The sequence below is a fragment of the Actinosynnema sp. CS-041913 genome, assembly GCF_050942485.1.
Classification (GTDB): domain Bacteria; phylum Actinomycetota; class Actinomycetes; order Mycobacteriales; family Pseudonocardiaceae; genus Actinosynnema.
In genome coordinates this window covers 9,152,910-9,169,598 of record NZ_CP192037.1, presented here as the reverse complement: position 1 = coordinate 9,169,598, position 16,689 = coordinate 9,152,910, and the positions used below count along the sequence as shown (strand labels likewise).

Here is a 16,689-nt window from a genome sequence, read left to right as displayed (position 1 = left end):
GTCGGGGTACCTCCGCTCGCGGTGTATCGAGGGCCGGCACGTCAGGGGTACCCCCGCTCGCGCGAGCACGTTGATCACGTGGCGGACCGTGCCGGAGCGGCGAGCACCGGTCGTGCTCCCTAAGGTCCACCCCATGACCGATCGACCCGTTGCACTGATCACCGGCGCGTCCCGAGGCATCGGCCTGGCCATCGCCCGCAAGCTCGCACCCACCCACGACCTCCTGCTGGGCGGCCGGAACACCGAAGCCCTCACGGAAGCCGCGAAGATCCCCGGCTCAACGCCCTGGCCGGTGGAGCTGACCGACGCCGAAGCCCTGCGAGAGGCCACCGCGAAGCTCGACCGCCTGGACGTCCTCGTCCACAGCGCGGGCATCGCCGAACTCGGTCCGCTGGCCGAAGCCACCGCCGACACCTGGCGACGCACCCTGGACATCAACGTGATCGCGGTCGCCGAGCTGACCCGCCTCACGCTGCCCCTGCTCCGCGCGGCCGACGGCCACGTGGTCCTGATCAACTCCGGCGCCGGGCTGCGCGCGAACCCCGACTGGGGCGTCTACGCCGCGAGCAAGTTCGCCCTCCGCGCCTACGCCGACGTCCTGCGCGCCGAGGAGCCGGTCCGCGTCACCTCGATCCACCCCGGCCGGGTGGACACCGACATGCAGCGCGGCGTCCGCACCCAGGAGAACGGCGACTACCAGCCGGACCAGTACCTCACCGCCGACTCGGTCGCCAAGGCCGTCCTCGCCGCCGTCCAGGCCGACGAGGACGCCCACGTCACCGAGATCGTCGTCCGCCCGCGCGCCCGCTAAACGCACCCGCGCGTCCGTCAACTCACCCGCGTGTCCGTCAACGCAACCGCCGGGACACCGCCGCGACCCCCGCCTGGGCCTCACGCCGGTCCACGCGGGTGGTCTCGCCGTCCGCCACGACCTGCTCCCCGGCCACCCACACGTCCTTGACCCGACGCGTGCCGGACGCCCACACGAGGTTCGCCAGCACCTGCTCGTCCGGCGCGTCCAACCCGGTGGCGAAAGCCGGGTCGTCGACGTCCACGTGCACGACGTCGCCCCAGCGCCCGACCTCCAGCGCGCCCAGGTCGTCCCGCCCCAACGCCTCCGCACCACCGCGCGTGGCCAGCAAAAGCGCGTCCGCCGCCCGCATCGCCGTCGCGTCCATCGACGTCACCCGCGCCAGCAACGCCGCCAACCGGGCCTCCTCGAACAGGTCCAGGTCGTCGTTGGACGCCGGCCCGTCGGTGCCCAGCCCGACCGGCACCCCGGCGTCCAGGTACCCGCGCAGCGGCGCGATCCCGGACGCCAGCTTGGTGTTCGACCCGGGGCAGTGCGCGACCCCGACCCGGTGCTCGGCGTAGATGGCGATGTCCTCCGCCGACAAGTGCACGGAGTGCGCCGACAGCACCCGCCCACCGAGCACCCCGGCCTGCTCCAGCAGCCGCGGCACCGAACCGTGCGACGCCCGCTGCGCCCCGTCCTCGTCGGGCGCTTCGGCGACGTGGATCTGCACCAGCGCCCCGCGGTCCCGCGCCTCGCCCGCGACCTGCGCCAACGCGTCCGGCGTCAGCAGGTAGGCGGAGTGCGGACCGTAGGACAGCTCGATCCGCTCGTGCGGCCCGAACCGCAGGCCGTCGGCGTCGATCCACCGCGTGATCTCGTCCGTCATCGGCCGCCACGGCATCCCCGGCAGGTCCATGATCGCCGCGCCGAACAGCACCCGCGACCCGGCCTTCAGCACGGCGTCGGTCAGCTCCGCGCCGTGGAAGTACATCTCCGCGCTCGTCGTCACGCCGTTGCGCAGCATCTCCACCGTGCCGAGCAGCATGCCCGCGCCGATGTCCGACGGCTTCATCCGCGCCTCGGCCGGCCACATCGCCTCGCGCAGCCAGCGCAGCAGCGGCAGGTCGCCGCCCAGGCCGCGGAGCACCACCATCGGGCTGTGCGCGTGGGCGTTCACCAAGCCGGGCAACAGGATTCCGGTCAGCTCGCGGACCTCCCCGTCGAACGCGGGCGCGTCGGCGAACGGGCCGACGTGGGCGACCCGACCGTCGACGACGTCGACCACCGCGTCCCGCAGCACGGCGCAGGACGGATCGCACGGCAGGACCACGGGAGCGTGCAGGCGCAGCGACATGCGCCCGATCCTGCCTCACCCGGCGACGGGCGGTTGCGCCAGGCGCGGCGACATGCGCCCGATCCTGCCTCACTCCGCGATCGGCAGCTCCGCCCGGACCTCCCAGCCGCCGGACGCCCGCCGCCCGGCGGTGAACCGGCCGCCCAGCAGCTCGACCCGTTCCCGCATCCCGACCAGCCCGAACCCGCCCGACCCGCCGACCGGGGCGGTCTTCGGCGCACGCCCGTCGTCGGCGATCACGACGTGCACCACATCGGCCACGACCGCCACCGAGACGTCCACCAGGGACACCCCCTCGGCGTGCTTCCGGGTGTTGGTCAGGGATTCCTGCACCAGCCGCAGCACCGACCGCGCCAACGACGGCGGCACCCCGGACGGCAGGTCCAGGCTCAGCCGCACCGGCTGCCCGGACTGCGCGACCACCTGCCGCACGTCGTCCGCCAGGTCGCTGGTGGCGGCGGGCGCGTCGGTTTCCGACCCGCGCAGCGTGCCCACCAGCCGCCGCATCGCGGTCAGCGCCTCGTTGCCGCTCCGCGCGATGATCGGCAGCACCTCCTGCGCCGCCGCCGGCACGGCCTGCCCCGCCTGCGCGTGCACGACGATCCCGGTCACGTAGTGCGCCACCACGTCGTGCAGCTCCCGCGCCAGCGCCATCCGCTCGGCGTGCTGCGCCGCCGCGACCTCGGACCGCACCAGGGTCGCGCGTTCCCGGTCACGGGCCCGGAAGTACAGACCGGTGCCCACGGACAGCACCAGCAGCACCGTCCCGCCGATCAACTGCTCCGAGGTCCCCGGCCCGTCGTAGGGGATTTCCGTGTAGTGCCGGTGCCAGTACGACGGCCGGGCGGCCTGCGTCACGGACGCCGCCGCGACCAGCGCCACGATCCCGATGAGCGCCCGCTTGACCGACTCCTGCCGCACCACGACCGCGACGACCGCCATCACGGCCGAGCACTCGGACATCGCCATCCCCGAGATCAGCGGCACGGTCGGCGGCTCGTCCGCCAGGCGCAGCAGCGCGGAACCGCCCAGCAGGGCCGTCGCGACCGCCAGCGCCGCGTCGAGCGGGCGGCGCGGGGCGAGCACCGCCAGCGCGCCGACCACCAGCGTGCCGGGCAGTTGCCACCACGTGTCGGCGGCGAGTGTTTCGGTGCCGATGAAGAAGAGCAGGGCGCAGGCCAGTGGCCACTGGCGGCGCGCCAGGGTGCGCCAGCCGAGGTGAGTGCTCTCCACGACACGTCACCGTATGTCCTCCAGGTTGATGCCGCGTCCGTCCGGGGTCGCGCGGGCCGTCATCCGGAGGACTGACCCGAACGCTACCGGAAATACCCCGCTGGCCGATGCCGGAGGACGTTTTCGGGGGTGACTCTGGAGTGGCAGTCGGGGAACGGAGGAACGTGATGCTGAGTGTGGTGGCAACTTGGGCGGGCGCGGTGCTCGGGCTGTTGGTGCTGGTCCTGATGGCGTTGGCGGGTGTGCTGGTCGATTCGCAACGGTGATTCGATCATCTCTCCGCGGGGCGTCGGAGAAGTTCGGCAAGACGTCCTCGGGAATGCGGCCGGGTGGTTTCCGCGGGGCCGCCGGAAAAGCGGGCCGGGCCGCCGGCGCGGGCCCGGCGGGCGGCCATCGGGTCGAGTCGGAACGCGGGGCGGATCCCGGCGTGCTTCTGCCGGGACCGCAGCCAGGACAGCCGGTGCAGCGACTCGGCGTGGTGGTCGGTGACGGTGACCCCGGCGAGGTCGAACGAGTGCAGCACGGCCCGGTTCAGCTCGACCACGGCGCGGTCGCGCCACAGTGAGCGCTCGGCGGACGTGTCGAGGCCGAGTGCCTCGGCGACCGGCCGCGCCGCGCCGTAGGCGTTCTCGTCGGCGAGGCTGCGCGCGCCGATCTCGGAGCCGACGAACCAGGTGTTGAACGGCGCGGCCGGGTAGTCGACGCCGCCGATGGACAGCCGCAGGTTGGTGATCAGCGGCACGGCGTGCCAGCGCAGGTCCATCGCCCCGAACCAGGGCAGGTCGGGGTGCTCCAGGCACACCTCGTGCACCACGTCGGGCGGGATGGCGAACAGCTTCGGCCCCTCGTGGGCGGTCTCCACGACGAGCGGCAGGACGTCGAACGGCGTCGGCGTCCCGGGTGGTCGCCAGCCCATGCCCAGCACGGCTTCGGTGAACTCGCGGTAGCGGCGGTCCCCGGTGCCGTCGGCGTGCCCCGCGTAGCGGACCAATTGCTCGTTCCAGATGACCGGACCGGGCGCGGCCGGGGCGTCCGGCGCGAACACCGTGACCAGGGGGCGGATCTCGCCGCCGTTCGTGGCCAGCCGCAGGTGCTCCACGCACTCGGCGGCCACGGCGGCGGCGTTGCGGAAGCCGCGCAGGTCGCGGACCTTGAGCCGCCGCCACGGCACGCCGCTGGTGCACCAGCCGCTGTCGCGCAGCGCGACGCGCGTGCCGTACGACAGCTCGTGGGTGGTGTGCCGGTAGGTGCCGGTCTCCGCGATCTCGTCGCGGACCTGCGTCAGGCGGGGGCCGACCGGGCCGGCCTCGGGGTGCGCGATGTGGAACATGCGGAGGAAGCCCTCCGCCGCGCCGAGCGTTATCGGTTCGTTGTCGATGGCGGTCACGGGCGGCAACCGTAGTTCCGGATCGCGGTGACGCGTCACTGCCGGACGGGGCACACCGGGTGATCAACACGTCCCACTCGATCAGGTGACGAATCGACCCTGCGTCGCCGCGTCGGCTGGTCGGCGTGGTGACTTTATGACACGGTCAGGTGAGTTCGATCCGGTCGAACACCAGGTCGTGGCTGATCCGGTCCTCTTCGACCGCGCGCTGCTCGAACTTCGTCACCGGCCGCCAGTCGGGGCGCGGGGCCCACGTCTCGTGCCGGTTGCGCAGCAGCGGCTCGGCCGAGCAGACCTCCAGCATCTGCTCCGCGTAGTGCTCCCAGTCGGTGGCCAGGTGCAGCGTGCCGCCGGGGCGGAGGCGGGTCGCGAGCAGGCGCACGAACTCCGGCTGCACGAGGCGGCGCTTGTGGTGCTTCTTCTTGGGCCACGGGTCGGGGAAGAAGATCCGCACGCCGGCCAGGGTGCCCGGCTCGACGTGGTCGGTCAGCAGGTCCACCGCGTCGCCGCGCAGGACGCGCAGGTTGGTGGCTCCGAGCGCTTCCGCGCGCATCAGGAGTTGCGCCAGGCCCGGCTTGTAGACCTCCACGGCCACGTAGTTGACCTCGGGGGCCGCCGCGACCAACTGCGCGGTCGTCTCGCCCATGCCGGAACCGATCTCCAGCAGCACCGGGGCGTCCCGCCCGAACCAGCTTGCGAAGTCGACGGGACCGGCCGGGAGCGCCTTGACCTCACGGCCCAAGCGCTCCCAGTGGCGGTCCCAGGCCCGCTGCTGCCCGACGGTCATCCGTTCACCGCGTTGCACGTAGCTCACGACGGAACGGTGGTGCGGCGGGCGCTGGCTGGACGTCATCACGGGCGCACAGCCTAAGCGGTCGGTCAGGCGATGTTCTCCAGGTCCTCGATCTGCTCGCGCAGGTGGGCCGGGGTGAACTCGATGGGTTGACGCGCACCGGGGCCCCGGTGCGCGGGGAGCAGGTCCACCCAGCCGGTATGCCGGTCGGTGAACTGCACGGTGGTCGGCTCGGCGGGGCCGTACACGCCGCTCTCCGACGGCACGAACTCCCAGTAGCCGACCTCGCCCTCGGCCGCCCACGGCACGAAGACCCAGCCCGGCCGGTCGGCCAGCAGGTCGGACACCTCGTCCTCGACGGCGAAGCCGGCCGCGCGGGAGGCCAGCCGGCCGCGGTCGAGGGCTCTGAGCCACCAGGGAGCCGGGGCCTCCGCGCCCACCGCCCGGTACAGCGCGAGCACCTGCCGCTCGTCGGCCCGGTGGATCCAGGCCCGGCGGGCCTGCGCGGGCGCGGTGGCGATGCCGGCCGCGCCATTGGGTTCGATAGCGTGCGACCATTCCAACGCCATCATCGGTTCGACGCGAAGGGCGTGGTCGCGTTGTCGTGGCAACTCCTTCGACCCGGTGGCCGACGAGTCGGCGTTCAGGTCCGGATCAAGCACCGTCACGGGTTCACCTCCGGTGGGTTCCTTGACGGGTGGTATCCGAATTCGTGTGCGACCGGTCGCCGCCTCACGATTCGTTGCTTTCCATCTGACCTGGTTCAGCCGGACTTGTCATGGTGCTGTGCGGGAGTTCACCCGGTCTTAACAAGGCCCTTACTCCGATTGCCAGACAGTCGGCGGTCGAAACGTGTACGGCTTGGAATATTTGTGACCTCGACCACAGGGGGTTTTCGAGGGATGGTCCGGGCGGGGCTGGTCGTGCTGGTGATCGCGCTATTCGGGGTGGGCCCCGGGACGGCGTGGGCGCAGACGATCACGGAGCAGCAGTGGCATTTGGACGAGTTGCGGGTGCGGGCGGTGCACGACGTCGTGCGCGGGGACGGCGTGGTGGTGGCCGTGGTGGATTCCGGGGTGGACGACACCGTGCCCGACCTGGTGGGTGCGTTGCTGCCGGGCGCCGGGTTCGGGTCGGCCCAGGGCACCGACGGCACCGAGGACAACGACGGGCACGGCACCGCGATGGCGGCGCTGATCGCCGGGCGCGGGGTGGACGGTGGGGCGCTGGGAGTGGCTCCCGGTGTCCGGATCCTCCCCGTTTCGGTGGGTTCGGACGGGGAGAAGTTCACCACCACGGCGGTGGCGGCCGGGATCACCTGGGCGGTGGACAACGGGGCGGACGTGATCAACCTGTCCCTGACCTCGGCCGCCACGCTGACCCCTGACCTGCTGCGGGCGGTGAACTACGCGTTCGACCACGACATCGTGGTGGTGGCCGGGACCGGGAACGACGGGGTCGAGCACGTGGGGGCGCCGGCGAACATCCGCGGGGTGATCGCGGTGGCCGGGACCGAGCCCGGTGGAATTCCGTGGGCTTCTTCCAATGTCGGGCCGGAGACCGTGTTGGCCGCGCCTGCCAAGTCGATCGTCACCGCTATGCCGTTGTCGGTTTCGGATACCGGGTTCGCCTCGGTGGATGGGACTTCCGCCGCCACCGCGTTGGTTTCCGGGGCGGCGGCGCTGGTGCGGGCTCGGTATCCGGAGATGTCCGCCGGGAACGTGGTCAATCGGTTGATCGTCACGGCGGTTGATCTGGTGGGCGGGGGACGCGATTCCGCCACCGGGTTCGGGCTCGTCAACCCGGTCGGGGCCGTTGGGGATTCGGTGCCGTCGGTGGAGCGGAATCCGCTGGCCCCGCCTCCGCGCAGTTCGGCTCCGCCGTCCCCGATTCCTTCGGCTTCTTCGGCGCCGCCGGTGGCCGCGGAAGGGGAATCCGGGGTTCCCGGGCCTCCGGTCGGGTCGGGTGGTCGGTTCGCGGTGGCGTTCGGCGGGTTGTTGTTGGTGGTGGTGTTCGTCGTGGTGGCTGCGCTGCTGTTGGGGCGGCGTCGGCGGCCGGTGGTGGTCCGGGGGCCTCGGGTAGCCGAGTTGCCGCCGCCTTCCGACGACTTCTGGCGGCCTGCCCCGTAGCGCGGCGTCGATCTTGTCGAAGCGCGTCTCGGCGTGGGCGTCACTCGTGGGAGTGGTATTCGACGGACTCCTTGGTTAGCTGCATGAAGGCTTCCTCCAGGGAGCCGAGCTGCGGGCTCAGTTCGTGGAGGGTGATGCCGTGTGCGGCGGCCAGCTCGCCGATGCGGGCGGCCTCCACACCGTGCACGACCAGGGCGTTGTCGGCCGCCGAGTCGGTGACGTGGGCTGTCTGGCCCGTCAGCAGGTCGCGCAGTCGGGCAAGCTGGGGCGACCGCACCTTGACGGTGTCCTCGGTCGCGTCCTTGATGAACTGCGCGGTGCTGGTCTGGGCGATCAGCCTGCCCTTGCCGATGACGATCAGGTCCTGTGCCGTCTGCGCCATCTCGGAGAGCAGGTGGCTGGAGACGAAGACCGTCCGCCCCTGGTCGGCCAGCCGGTGCATGAACTGGCGGATCCAGAGGATGCCCTCCGGGTCCAGGCCGTTCACCGGCTCGTCGAACAGCAGGACCTGCGGGTCGCCCAGCAGGGTGCCGGCGATGCCCAGGCGCTGCGACATGCCCAGCGAGAAGCCGCCTGCCCGGCGTTTGGCCACCTGGGTCAGGCCCACCAGCTCCAGCACCTCGTCCACGCGCTTGGCCGGGAGGTTGTTGGACTTCGCCAGCCACTGGAGGTGGGCCCTCGCCGAGCGGTTGGGGTGGACCCACTTCGCGTCCAGCAGGGCGCCGACCGTCCTCAGTGGACGGTTCAGCTCGTGGTAGTGCTTGCCGTTGATGAGCACCTTGCCGCCGGTCGGGCGGTCCAGGCCGAGGATCATGCGCATGGTCGTGGACTTGCCCGCGCCGTTGGGGCCCAGGAAGCCCGTCACCCGGCCCGCGTCCACCGTGAACGACAGGTCGTCCACGGCTACCGTCCGGCCGTAGTGCTTGGTGAGTCCGGTCGCTTCGATCATGACTTCTCCCGTCTGATCCGCCAGGTCCGAACGTAAACGACGAGAGCTCGGGCCACCCCCCGAAAGGTGACCCGAGCTCCCCTCCTCCCCCTGTCGCCCGGCGGGCCGGCCCCGATTCCGGCCTGCCGGGCGGACTTCCTCAGGCGTCGCGGCGCTTCACGACCACCAGCGAGATGATGTAGATCGCCAGGGCGATCCCCGCGAAGTAGCCGAACGAGCCCCACGGCGACAGGTCGCCGACGGTGGGCGGGCCCGCGCCGTTCGGCATGGCGCTCGGGTCCGGGTCGCCGAAGATGAACTTGCTGACCACGGTGAACGGCATCCACTTCTGGATGTCGTCGCCGATGTTCGGGATGAAGCCGACGACGCTCTCCAGCACCAGCGCGAACACCAGGATGATCGACACCGCGCCGGCGGTCTGCCGGACCAGCGCGCCGATGCCGAGCGCCAGCACCGCGCCCGCCGCGTAGACCAGGCCGACGCCGGCCACGTGCCGCCAGTCGTTGGCGGAGTTCAGGGCGAGTTCCGAGGTGTCGTCCGCCAGCAGCATGCTGATGCCCCACGACCCGAACGCCGCAGCCAGGCCGACCAGGCCGGCCAGCACGGTCACCACGACCGCCTTCGCCACCATCGGCGAGATGCGGTCGGGCACCGCCTGGAACGTGGACTTGATGGTCCCGAAGCGGTACTCCGTGGTCACCGCCAGGGCGGCCATCACCATGATCACGTAGAGGCCGAACGTGTGGGTGAACACCGCGCCGAGCACCGGCATCGGCGAGTTGTTCCAGTTGGCCGCGATGATCGCGGTGATGCCGACGGTCAGGCCGAGGGCGAGCACCATGCACCACCACGGCGAGCGCGTGGTGAAGAGCTTGATCCGTTCAACAGCGAGCAGAGTCATGTCACTTTCCCGTCTCGGCCGCGTGGTACTCGACAGAATCACCGGTGAGCTGCATGAAGGCCTCTTCCAGCGAACCGCGCTGGGGGCTCAGCTCGTGCAGCACCACGCCGCTCGACGCCGCGATGTCACCGATCTGGTCACTGGAGGCGCCCGACACGCTCAACGACGAGTCGGCGTCCTCGCGGACCGTGAAGCCCTTGTCCACGAGCAGCGCGCCGAGCTTGTCCGCGTGCGGGCTGCGCACCCGCACGGTGTTCTCGGTGGACCGCTCCACGAACTCGGTGGTGGAGGACTGCGAGATCAGCTTGCCCCGGCCGATGACCACCAGGTCGGTGGCGGTGACCGCCATCTCGGACAGCAGGTGGCTGGACACCAGCACCGTGCGGCCCTCGGCGGCCAGGCCCTGCATGAACTGGCGGATCCAGAGGATGCCCTCCGGGTCCAGGCCGTTCACCGGCTCGTCGAACAGCAGCACCTTCGGGTCGCCGAGCAGCGCGCCCGCGATGCCCAGGCGCTGCGACATGCCCAGCGAGAAGCCGCCGGCGCGGCGCTTCGCGACCTTGGTCAGGCCGACCAGGTCGAGCACGTCGTCCACGCGGCTGCCGGGCAGCCCGTTGGACTTGGCCAGCCACTGGAGGTGGGCCTTCGCGGACCGGTTCGGGTGCACCCACTTGGCGTCCAGCAGCGCGCCGACGGTCCGCAGGGGACGGTCGAGCTGCGCGTACGGCTTGCCGTCGACGAGCACCTTCCCGGACGTCGGCCGGTCGAGGCCGAGGATCATCCGCATGGTGGTGGACTTGCCCGCGCCGTTGGGACCGAGGAAGCCGGTGACCCGACCCGGCGCGATGGTGAACGACAGGTTGTCCACCGCCACTGTGTTCCCGTAGCGCTTGGTGAGGCCGATCGCCTCGATCATGGTTTCTCCCCTGGACGGCACATCCCCCGATTTCGGCCTGAACTCTGCCTGGTGCCAGGGGTCGACCACATCGGTCTGTAGTTGACTCGTCGGTGCGACTTCAGTCTTATCGTGTTCGCTACCTCGGTTGTAGTAATCCGTGATTACCCTGAGTCGTACCCTGGGACGTTACCGCGTGACTCTCAGGGAACGGGTCGTTCTACGGTGGCGTCATGGGTTACACCGAAGCCCCCGAGGGCTGGTGGCGCGAGTTCGTCTCGGCCACCCCGGCACGAACCGGCAAGCTCGCCGTCGTCCGCAAGGACGGCTCCCCGCACGTCTCGCCCGTCTGGGTGGACCTCGACGGGAGCACCATCGTCTTCACCACCCACCTGGAGTCGATCAAGGGCAGGTCGATCGCGCGCGACGGCCGCATCTCGATCTGCCTGGACGACGAGCAGCCCCCGTTCGCCTTCGTCACGATCTCCGGCCGTGCGGAGATCGTGGACGATCCCGAGCAGGTCCGCTACTGGACCGGCCGCATCGGCGGTCGGTACATGGGCGCGGAGCGGGCCGACGAGTACGCGGAGCGCAACGGGGTCGAGGGCGAGGTCGTGGTCCGCATCCGGGAGGCCCGGATCGTCGCCAAGGTGGGCGTCGCGGAATAAGGCCGCGCGGGACTGCACGTTCCGTTCCGCTCGGCGCACTTACCGGCATGGAGCAGGAGAAGTCGCCGGAGCGCTGGTCGCCCGCTTCGGACGCCGGCGCGGCGGTGGTCGTGGTGAACGCCGTCGTCGCCGGCGTGGGCGGGCTGTACGGAGCCACCGGGTCGATCGCGGTCACGCTGGTGGCCGCCGGGCTGTCGGTGGCGTTGGGACTCGTCGTGTTGCGGAGGCGGACGTGACAGCCGGGCACGACGGGTTCGACGAGTTCTTCCGGGCGGACTTCGCGCGGCTCATCGCCTTCCTGGTCAAGCTCGGCTACCGGTCCCAGGACGCGGAGGACGCCGCCGGCGAGGCCATGGCCTCGCTGTATGCGAACTGGGCCTCGGTCGAGCAGCCCCGAGCGTGGGTTCGGCTCGTTGCCCGTCGCCACGTCCTCCGGTTCGCCCGACGCGATGTCGAACGGTCGGCCCGCGAGGTGCTCGCCCGCCGGTCGCGGGTGGCGCCCGACGAGCGGGCGGACGTGGTCGAGGACGTGCTGTGGCTGGCCGGGATCCTGGAGCAGTTGAGCCCACAGGAACGGGTGGTGATGGTTTTGTCCATGGATGGCTTCACTTCGGTGGAGATCGCCGCCCACATCGGGATCGCCCCGGCGACGGCGCGTTCCCACCTGCACAATGCGCGGAAACGGCTGAAGACCCACCCGCAGTTGGCCGACTTGGCGGCGGTGGCCGAGAGGAGGAGTGCCCGGTGACCGAAGATGTCGACCGACTGATTCGTGCCGACGAGGCGTTGACCGCCGCTGTCGCGGCCACGATCGATGTCGAGGAAGCGCTGCTCAAGGTCAAGCGCGAGGTGCCCGCGCGGCCGGCGGGTCTCACCGCCGGGGACGGGTCGTGCGGGCACCGGCGGGCCGTGAGGCAGCCCGATACGACCTCGACCGCGCCGCCGCGCCGCCGCGCCTCTGCGGCTAGCGCCGCCGGCCCGGCGGGAAGGAGCCGGGCCGGCGGCTAGGCGGCGAACCAGCGGTCGAGTTCGTGGGCTGCCCCGTCCTCCAGCACGGTTCCGGTCACGGCGTCCGCGACCTCCCGCACGGTCGCGGGGGCCTGGCCCATGGCGACGCCGTGCGCCGCCCACCGGAGCATCTCGACGTCGTTGTGCCCGTCGCCGATCGCCAGGGTGTCCTCTTCCGACACCCCGAGCAGCCGCCGCAGGTCCTCCAGCGCCGAACCCTTGGTCACACCGGCGGGTGAGACGGTCAGCCACGGCTCGGTGTTGTCCACCCACCACGTGACGCCGGGCAGCTCGACGTCCAGCATCCGCAGCGCCACCTCGTCGGGCGTCCGGGCCGGCCACCGCATGACCAGCCGGGACGTGGGGTCGGCGGCCAGCTCCTCGGCGGACACCTCGCGCACCTCGCCCCACAGGTCGCCCTCGGGGAACCGGCCGAGCGACAGGTTGCCCACGCCGGTCACCTCGGTGGCGAACACCGCGCCGGGGAACAGGTCGCGCAGCGCCGCGACGGTGGGCCCGGCGTCGAAGCCGAGCTTGCGGATCACCTCGCGGGTCGTCGTGTCCCACCACACCGCGCCGTTGGAGCAGATCGCGGTGGTGCCGCGCAGCTCCAGGTCGTCGACGATCGGCCGGGTGCCGATGAGGCTGCGGCCGGTGGAGAGCACCACGTGCGCGCCGTGGTCGACCGCGCGGTGGATGGCCGCGCGCACGGCGGGCGCCACCTCCTCCTCCCCGACGCGGGTGATGGTGCCGTCGATGTCCAGGGCGATGAGGCGTGGTCTCCAACTCACTGGTGTCAACCTAATGGACGACATTAATGAATCGTGGTTCAATAACTGCGTGGCCAGACCGAAGACCATCGCCGACGAGCGCCTGCTGACCGCCGCCGGCGTGGTGATCGGCCGCAAGGGGCCGGGTTTCACCATCGCCGACGTGGCCGCCGAGGCGGGCGTGTCGGTGGGCACCGTGGCGCAGCGGTTCGGCTCGAAGAGCGGTCTGCTCCAGGCGCTGACCAGGCAGACCACGGTCGACGTCGAACGCCGGATGCACGCGGCGGCCGAGGGCGTCGAGCCGTTGGCCGGCCTGCGGGCGGCGTTGCTGGCGTGGTTCGAGGGCATGACCGACCCGGTGGCGGCGGGCAACCACCTCGCCCAGCTCGGGGTCGACCTGATCGACCCGGAGCTGCGCGTGCTGCTCGGCGACCTCTACGAGCGGACCGGGCGCACGGTGCTCGCGCTCACCCGGCGGGTGGAGCTGCCGCGGGCCCCGTCACCGGAACGGGCGGCGCGGGTGCTCATGGCGCTGCTCCACGGGGTGGCGTTGGACTGGTCGGTCCGGCCGCGCGGGGTGCTGGCCGACCGGCTGGCGCAGGACTTGGACGCGGTGTTGGACGCGTGGAAGGAGAACTGAGTGTCGTTGCGGGGCAAGGTGGCCGCGGTCACGGGGGCGACGCGGGGCGCGGGGCGCGCCATCGCGGTGGAGTTGGGCGCGGCGGGCGCGACGGTGTTCGTCGGGGGTCGTTCGACGCGGGAGCGGAAGTCGCCGATCGGCCGGGACGAGACGATCGAGGAGACCGCCGAGCTGGTCACCGCCGCCGGCGGCCGGGGCATCCCGGTGCGGTGCGACTTCACCGTGCCCGCGGACGTCGACGCGTTCCGGGCGCGCGTCGAGTCCGAAGTGGACGGACAGCTCGACGTGCTGGTGGACGACGTGTGGGGCGGTGAGGCGGACACCGACTTCAAGCCGTTCTGGGAGCAGGACCTGGAGCGGCAGCTCGCCATGTGGCGCAACAGCGTCCAGGCCCACCTGGTCACGCTGCACCGGTTGATCCCGGTGCTGATCCGGCGGCCGGGCGGGCTGCTGGTGGAGGTGACCGACGGCGACGACGAAACGCCGTACTCGGGGATGCTGGCCTACGACTCGGTGAAGGTCGCGATCCGGCGGTTCGGCACGGTGCTGGCGCAGGACCTCGGGAAGTTCGGCACGACCTCGGTCGCCGTGACGCCGGGGTTCCTCCGGTCGGAGCAGATGCTGGACCACTTCGGCGTGACCGAGGAGAACTGGCGGGACGCGATCGCGCAGTCGCCGCACTACGCGATGTCCGAGACGCCCCGGTACGTGGGCCGCGCGGTGGCCGCGCTCGCCGCCGACCCGGAGCGCGAGCGGTTCACCGGCCGGGCGCTGGCGTCGTGGACCCTCATGCGGGAGTACGGCTTCACCGACGTGGACGGTTCCCGGCCGGACTGGGGCCGCTGGTACGAGGAGGTCGTGCGGCCGGGGCTGGACCCGTCGACGGTGGACGCGTCGAAGTACCGCTGACGGCCGCCGGTCGTCCCGCTGGGTGTGGTGGTGTTCCGCAGGGCCGGAACACCACCACAGCGCATATTTCTCCCGCATTGTCTTCGCTCACGCTCGGTCAGCCCCTTCAGTACAACGGTGTACCGCCGCGCACTTCCGCCTGATTCTTGAGTCCGCCGAGTCCCGCACGCATGGAACGCGCCTGGCAGGGGTAGTCGCTGCTGCGCCGGCGACGTGACGGAACTCGGCCCTGAAACACTTTCGCGCGAATTCCCCGCACCGACGTGGTATGGACCCCTTCCTCGCTCGGCGACATTGATTGACCGGTCCTTAGGGTGGGAAGCCGAACGGTGGAGGCGTGATCGCGGAAAGGCACGTCGCCACCGGGGCAGTCGCAACCGGGCAGGTCAGAGGGTTTTTTCATGCAATCGTCACCCGCGTCAGCCGCGCCGGGGGATCGAGGCGGGTAATGGAAACTCGCGCTGAGAATCGAGGGAAGTCGATGATGGAGTTCGCCGGCAGGTCGAGATTTCGCAGTCGATTGTCCCGTGGCACCTACGAACGGGTCGGTGTCGCTCGTCCAGGTGTTATCGCGATAGTGGTCGCGATTCTCCTCACGTCGATGCCCGCCTCGGCGGCGCCTTACCCGCCACGCGTTCAGGTGTTCGTCGCGAACAGCGGCTCCAACTCGGTGACCGTTTTCGACACGCGAATGGGTGAGGTGGTCGGCACTATTCCGGTGGGCGCCACGCCGGTGGGTGTGGGCGCCGCGCCGGGCGGTGACCGGGTGTACGTCACGAACGAGCAGGCCGACACCGTCTCGGTGATCGACCCCCGGCCCCTCGCCGTGGTGGCCACCGTGCCGGTCGGGCGGCACCCGTTCGGCGTCACGGCGACCCCGAGGCACGCGTACGTGACGAACTTCAGCTCGAACTCGGTCACCGTCATCGACGTCGCCACGAACAAACCCGTCCGCGACATCCAGGTCGGCCGGTTCCCGCACACGCCGGCGACGAACCCGGACGGCAGCCGCGTCTACGTCACCAACAACGGCTCGCAGTCCGTGACGGTCATCGACGCCGCCGGTCAGAAGCCGGTCGCCACCATCCCCGTCGGCCGCTTCCCGGCCGGCATCGCCGTCAGCCCGGACGGCAAGCGGGTCTACGTGGCCAACACCGGGTCGAACTCGGTGACCGTGATCGACGCCCGCCGCAACAAGCCGATCGCGACCGTCCCGGTCGGCCGGGCGCCGATCGGGGTGTCGGTCACGCCGGGCGGCCGGGTGTACGTGGCCAACGCGCGCGACGACACCGTCTCGGTCCTCGACCCCTCCGGCGATCCGACCGGGCCCGCCGTCCAGGTGCCGAAGCGCCCGGAGGGTTCCGCCGCCAGCCCCGACGACAGCTTCGTCTACGTCACCAACAACGGGGCCGACTCGATGTCGATCCTGGACGCGGTGACGGCGAAGCTGGTCGGGACCGTGCCCGTCGGCTCACAGCCGGAAGGCCTCGTCGTCACGTCCTGAGCCCGGGAGCCGCGGCAACCGGCCGGCCCTGAGCCCGGGAGCCGCGGCAACCGAACCGTCCTGAGCCCGGGAGCCGCGGCAACCGGCCCGGTCACACGTCGCCGGGCCGGACCAGACCGGTCTCGTAGGCCAGCACCACGGCCTGCACCCGGTCCCGCAGCTCCAGCTTCGCCAGGATGCGGCCCACGTGCGTCTTCACCGTCGCCTCGGACAGGAACAGCTTCCGCGCGATCTCGGTGTTCGACAGCCCCTTGGCGATCAGCACCAGCACCTCGCGCTCGCGCTCGGTCAACGCGTCCAGCACGGCGGCGTCCCGCAGCTCGCCGCCGCTCTCCCCGAGGAACCGGCTCAACAGCCGCTTGGTCACCGAGGGCGACACCACGGCGTCCCCGGACGCCACCGCCCGCAGCGCGGACACCAGGTCACCCGGCGGCGTGTCCTTCAGCAGGAAACCCGAAGCACCGTTGCGCAACGCCGACAACGCGTACTCGTCCATGTCGAAGGTGGTCATGACGAGCACCTTCGCCGTCCCGGCCGCGGCGATCCGCTTGGTCGCCTCCACCCCGTCCAGCACGGGCATCCGGACGTCCATCAGCACCACGTCCGGCCGCAGCGAGGCCGCCATGTGCACGGCGTCGAGACCGTCCCCGGCCTCGCCCACCACGTCGACGTCCTCCTGGGCGCCGAGCACCATCCGGAAGCCCATCCGCATGAGCTCCTGATCGTCCACCAGCAGTACTCGGATCACGTTTC

The 16,689-nt window shown here is 71.3% G+C and carries 19 protein-coding genes; 9 read left to right on the top strand and 10 right to left on the bottom strand.

Translation table 11 applies throughout. From position 1 onward, the window contains the following. Positions 1 to 133: 133 nt before the first annotated feature. A complete protein-coding gene (locus ACQPZF_RS41675) occupies positions 134 to 811 on the top strand; it encodes an SDR family oxidoreductase (RefSeq protein WP_433266738.1) in 678 nt (225 codons plus the stop codon). A 37-nt stretch (positions 812 to 848) separates the two neighbouring features. Here ACQPZF_RS41675 and ACQPZF_RS41670 read toward each other — a convergent pair whose 3' ends face one another. From ACQPZF_RS41670 to ACQPZF_RS41650, 5 genes are all read right to left on the bottom strand, one after another. Further along, positions 849 to 2,150 carry an amidohydrolase family protein gene (locus ACQPZF_RS41670; protein WP_433266736.1) on the bottom strand — a complete coding sequence of 434 codons (1,302 nt, stop codon included), beginning with the start codon at positions 2,148 to 2,150 and terminating at the stop codon, positions 849 to 851. A gap of 69 nt (positions 2,151 to 2,219) precedes the next feature. Further along, entirely contained in the window at positions 2,220 to 3,383 is a 1,164-nt protein-coding gene (locus tag ACQPZF_RS41665) for a sensor histidine kinase (protein WP_433266734.1), read from the bottom strand. A gap of 271 nt (positions 3,384 to 3,654) precedes the next feature. Then, positions 3,655 to 4,770, bottom strand: a complete 1,116-nt coding sequence (locus ACQPZF_RS41660; protein WP_433266732.1) for a nitric oxide synthase oxygenase — start codon at positions 4,768 to 4,770, stop codon at positions 3,655 to 3,657. Positions 4,771 to 4,915: 145 nt separating this feature from the next. Then, complete coding sequence (gene trmB, locus ACQPZF_RS41655; protein WP_433274962.1) at positions 4,916 to 5,623, bottom strand: tRNA (guanosine(46)-N7)-methyltransferase TrmB; 708 nt, start codon at positions 5,621 to 5,623, stop codon at positions 4,916 to 4,918. Between the two features lie 26 nt (positions 5,624 to 5,649). Beyond that, positions 5,650 to 6,231, bottom strand: a complete 582-nt coding sequence (locus ACQPZF_RS41650) for a hypothetical protein (RefSeq protein ID WP_433266730.1) — start codon at positions 6,229 to 6,231, stop codon at positions 5,650 to 5,652. 234 nt (positions 6,232 to 6,465) lie between these two features. Between ACQPZF_RS41650 and ACQPZF_RS41645 the strand changes: the two genes are divergently transcribed. Beyond that, positions 6,466 to 7,692: a S8 family serine peptidase gene (locus ACQPZF_RS41645; protein WP_433266729.1), complete on the top strand. Its 1,227-nt coding sequence runs from the start codon at positions 6,466 to 6,468 to the stop codon at positions 7,690 to 7,692. Between the two features lie 40 nt (positions 7,693 to 7,732). Here the strand turns inward: ACQPZF_RS41645 and ACQPZF_RS41640 are convergent, their stop codons facing one another. The 3 genes from ACQPZF_RS41640 to ACQPZF_RS41630 form a co-directional block, all read right to left on the bottom strand. After that, positions 7,733 to 8,641 (bottom strand): ABC transporter ATP-binding protein, encoded by a 909-nt coding sequence (locus ACQPZF_RS41640; protein ID WP_433266727.1) that lies wholly within the window; start codon positions 8,639 to 8,641, stop codon positions 7,733 to 7,735. A 139-nt stretch (positions 8,642 to 8,780) separates the two neighbouring features. Next, positions 8,781 to 9,542: a hypothetical protein gene (locus ACQPZF_RS41635; RefSeq protein ID WP_433266726.1), complete on the bottom strand. Its 762-nt coding sequence runs from the start codon at positions 9,540 to 9,542 to the stop codon at positions 8,781 to 8,783. Position 9,543: 1 nt separating this feature from the next. Beyond that, positions 9,544 to 10,458 carry an ABC transporter ATP-binding protein gene (locus tag ACQPZF_RS41630; protein ID WP_433266724.1) on the bottom strand — a complete coding sequence of 305 codons (915 nt, stop codon included), beginning with the start codon at positions 10,456 to 10,458 and terminating at the stop codon, positions 9,544 to 9,546. Positions 10,459 to 10,670: 212 nt separating this feature from the next. On the opposite strand from ACQPZF_RS41630, the gene ACQPZF_RS41625 reads away from it, so the two are divergent. The 4 genes from ACQPZF_RS41625 to ACQPZF_RS41610 are packed head-to-tail and all read left to right on the top strand — an operon-like array spanning position 10,671 to position 12,113. Then, on the top strand, positions 10,671 to 11,105 hold the full coding sequence (locus ACQPZF_RS41625) for a PPOX class F420-dependent oxidoreductase (protein WP_433266722.1): 435 nt from the start codon (positions 10,671 to 10,673) through the stop codon (positions 11,103 to 11,105). A gap of 47 nt (positions 11,106 to 11,152) precedes the next feature. Beyond that, complete coding sequence (locus tag ACQPZF_RS41620; RefSeq protein WP_433266720.1) at positions 11,153 to 11,341, top strand: hypothetical protein; 189 nt, start codon at positions 11,153 to 11,155, stop codon at positions 11,339 to 11,341. Next, the gene (locus ACQPZF_RS41615) at positions 11,338 to 11,853 is read left to right on the top strand and encodes an RNA polymerase sigma factor (protein WP_433266718.1); all 516 of its coding nucleotides are present in this window, start codon (positions 11,338 to 11,340) and stop codon (positions 11,851 to 11,853) included. Before ACQPZF_RS41620 ends, ACQPZF_RS41615 begins: the two co-directional genes overlap by 4 nt. Next, positions 11,850 to 12,113, top strand: coding sequence for a hypothetical protein (locus ACQPZF_RS41610; protein WP_433266716.1), 264 nt, complete (start codon positions 11,850 to 11,852; stop codon positions 12,111 to 12,113). The genes ACQPZF_RS41615 and ACQPZF_RS41610 overlap by 4 nt, the downstream gene beginning before the upstream one ends. Here ACQPZF_RS41610 and ACQPZF_RS41605 read toward each other — a convergent pair. After that, positions 12,110 to 12,904 carry an HAD family hydrolase gene (locus tag ACQPZF_RS41605; RefSeq protein WP_433266715.1) on the bottom strand — a complete coding sequence of 265 codons (795 nt, stop codon included), beginning with the start codon at positions 12,902 to 12,904 and terminating at the stop codon, positions 12,110 to 12,112. The genes ACQPZF_RS41610 and ACQPZF_RS41605 overlap by 4 nt on opposite strands. 49 nt (positions 12,905 to 12,953) lie before the next feature. Between ACQPZF_RS41605 and ACQPZF_RS41600 the strand changes: the two genes are divergently transcribed. The 3 genes from ACQPZF_RS41600 to ACQPZF_RS41590 all read left to right on the top strand — a co-directional run bounded on the left by ACQPZF_RS41600 (position 12,954) and on the right by ACQPZF_RS41590 (position 15,936). Continuing rightward, complete coding sequence (locus ACQPZF_RS41600; protein ID WP_433266713.1) at positions 12,954 to 13,523, top strand: TetR/AcrR family transcriptional regulator; 570 nt, start codon at positions 12,954 to 12,956, stop codon at positions 13,521 to 13,523. Further along, entirely contained in the window at positions 13,524 to 14,432 is a 909-nt protein-coding gene (locus tag ACQPZF_RS41595) for an SDR family oxidoreductase (protein WP_433266711.1), read from the top strand. Between the two features lie 481 nt (positions 14,433 to 14,913). Beyond that, on the top strand, positions 14,914 to 15,936 hold the full coding sequence (locus ACQPZF_RS41590; protein ID WP_433266709.1) for a beta-propeller fold lactonase family protein: 1,023 nt from the start codon (positions 14,914 to 14,916) through the stop codon (positions 15,934 to 15,936). 91 nt (positions 15,937 to 16,027) lie between these two features. On the opposite strand, the gene ACQPZF_RS41585 is transcribed toward ACQPZF_RS41590, so the two are convergent. Beyond that, the gene (locus tag ACQPZF_RS41585) at positions 16,028 to 16,684 is read right to left on the bottom strand and encodes a response regulator (protein WP_433266707.1); all 657 of its coding nucleotides are present in this window, start codon (positions 16,682 to 16,684) and stop codon (positions 16,028 to 16,030) included. Positions 16,685 to 16,689 lie beyond the last annotated feature (5 nt).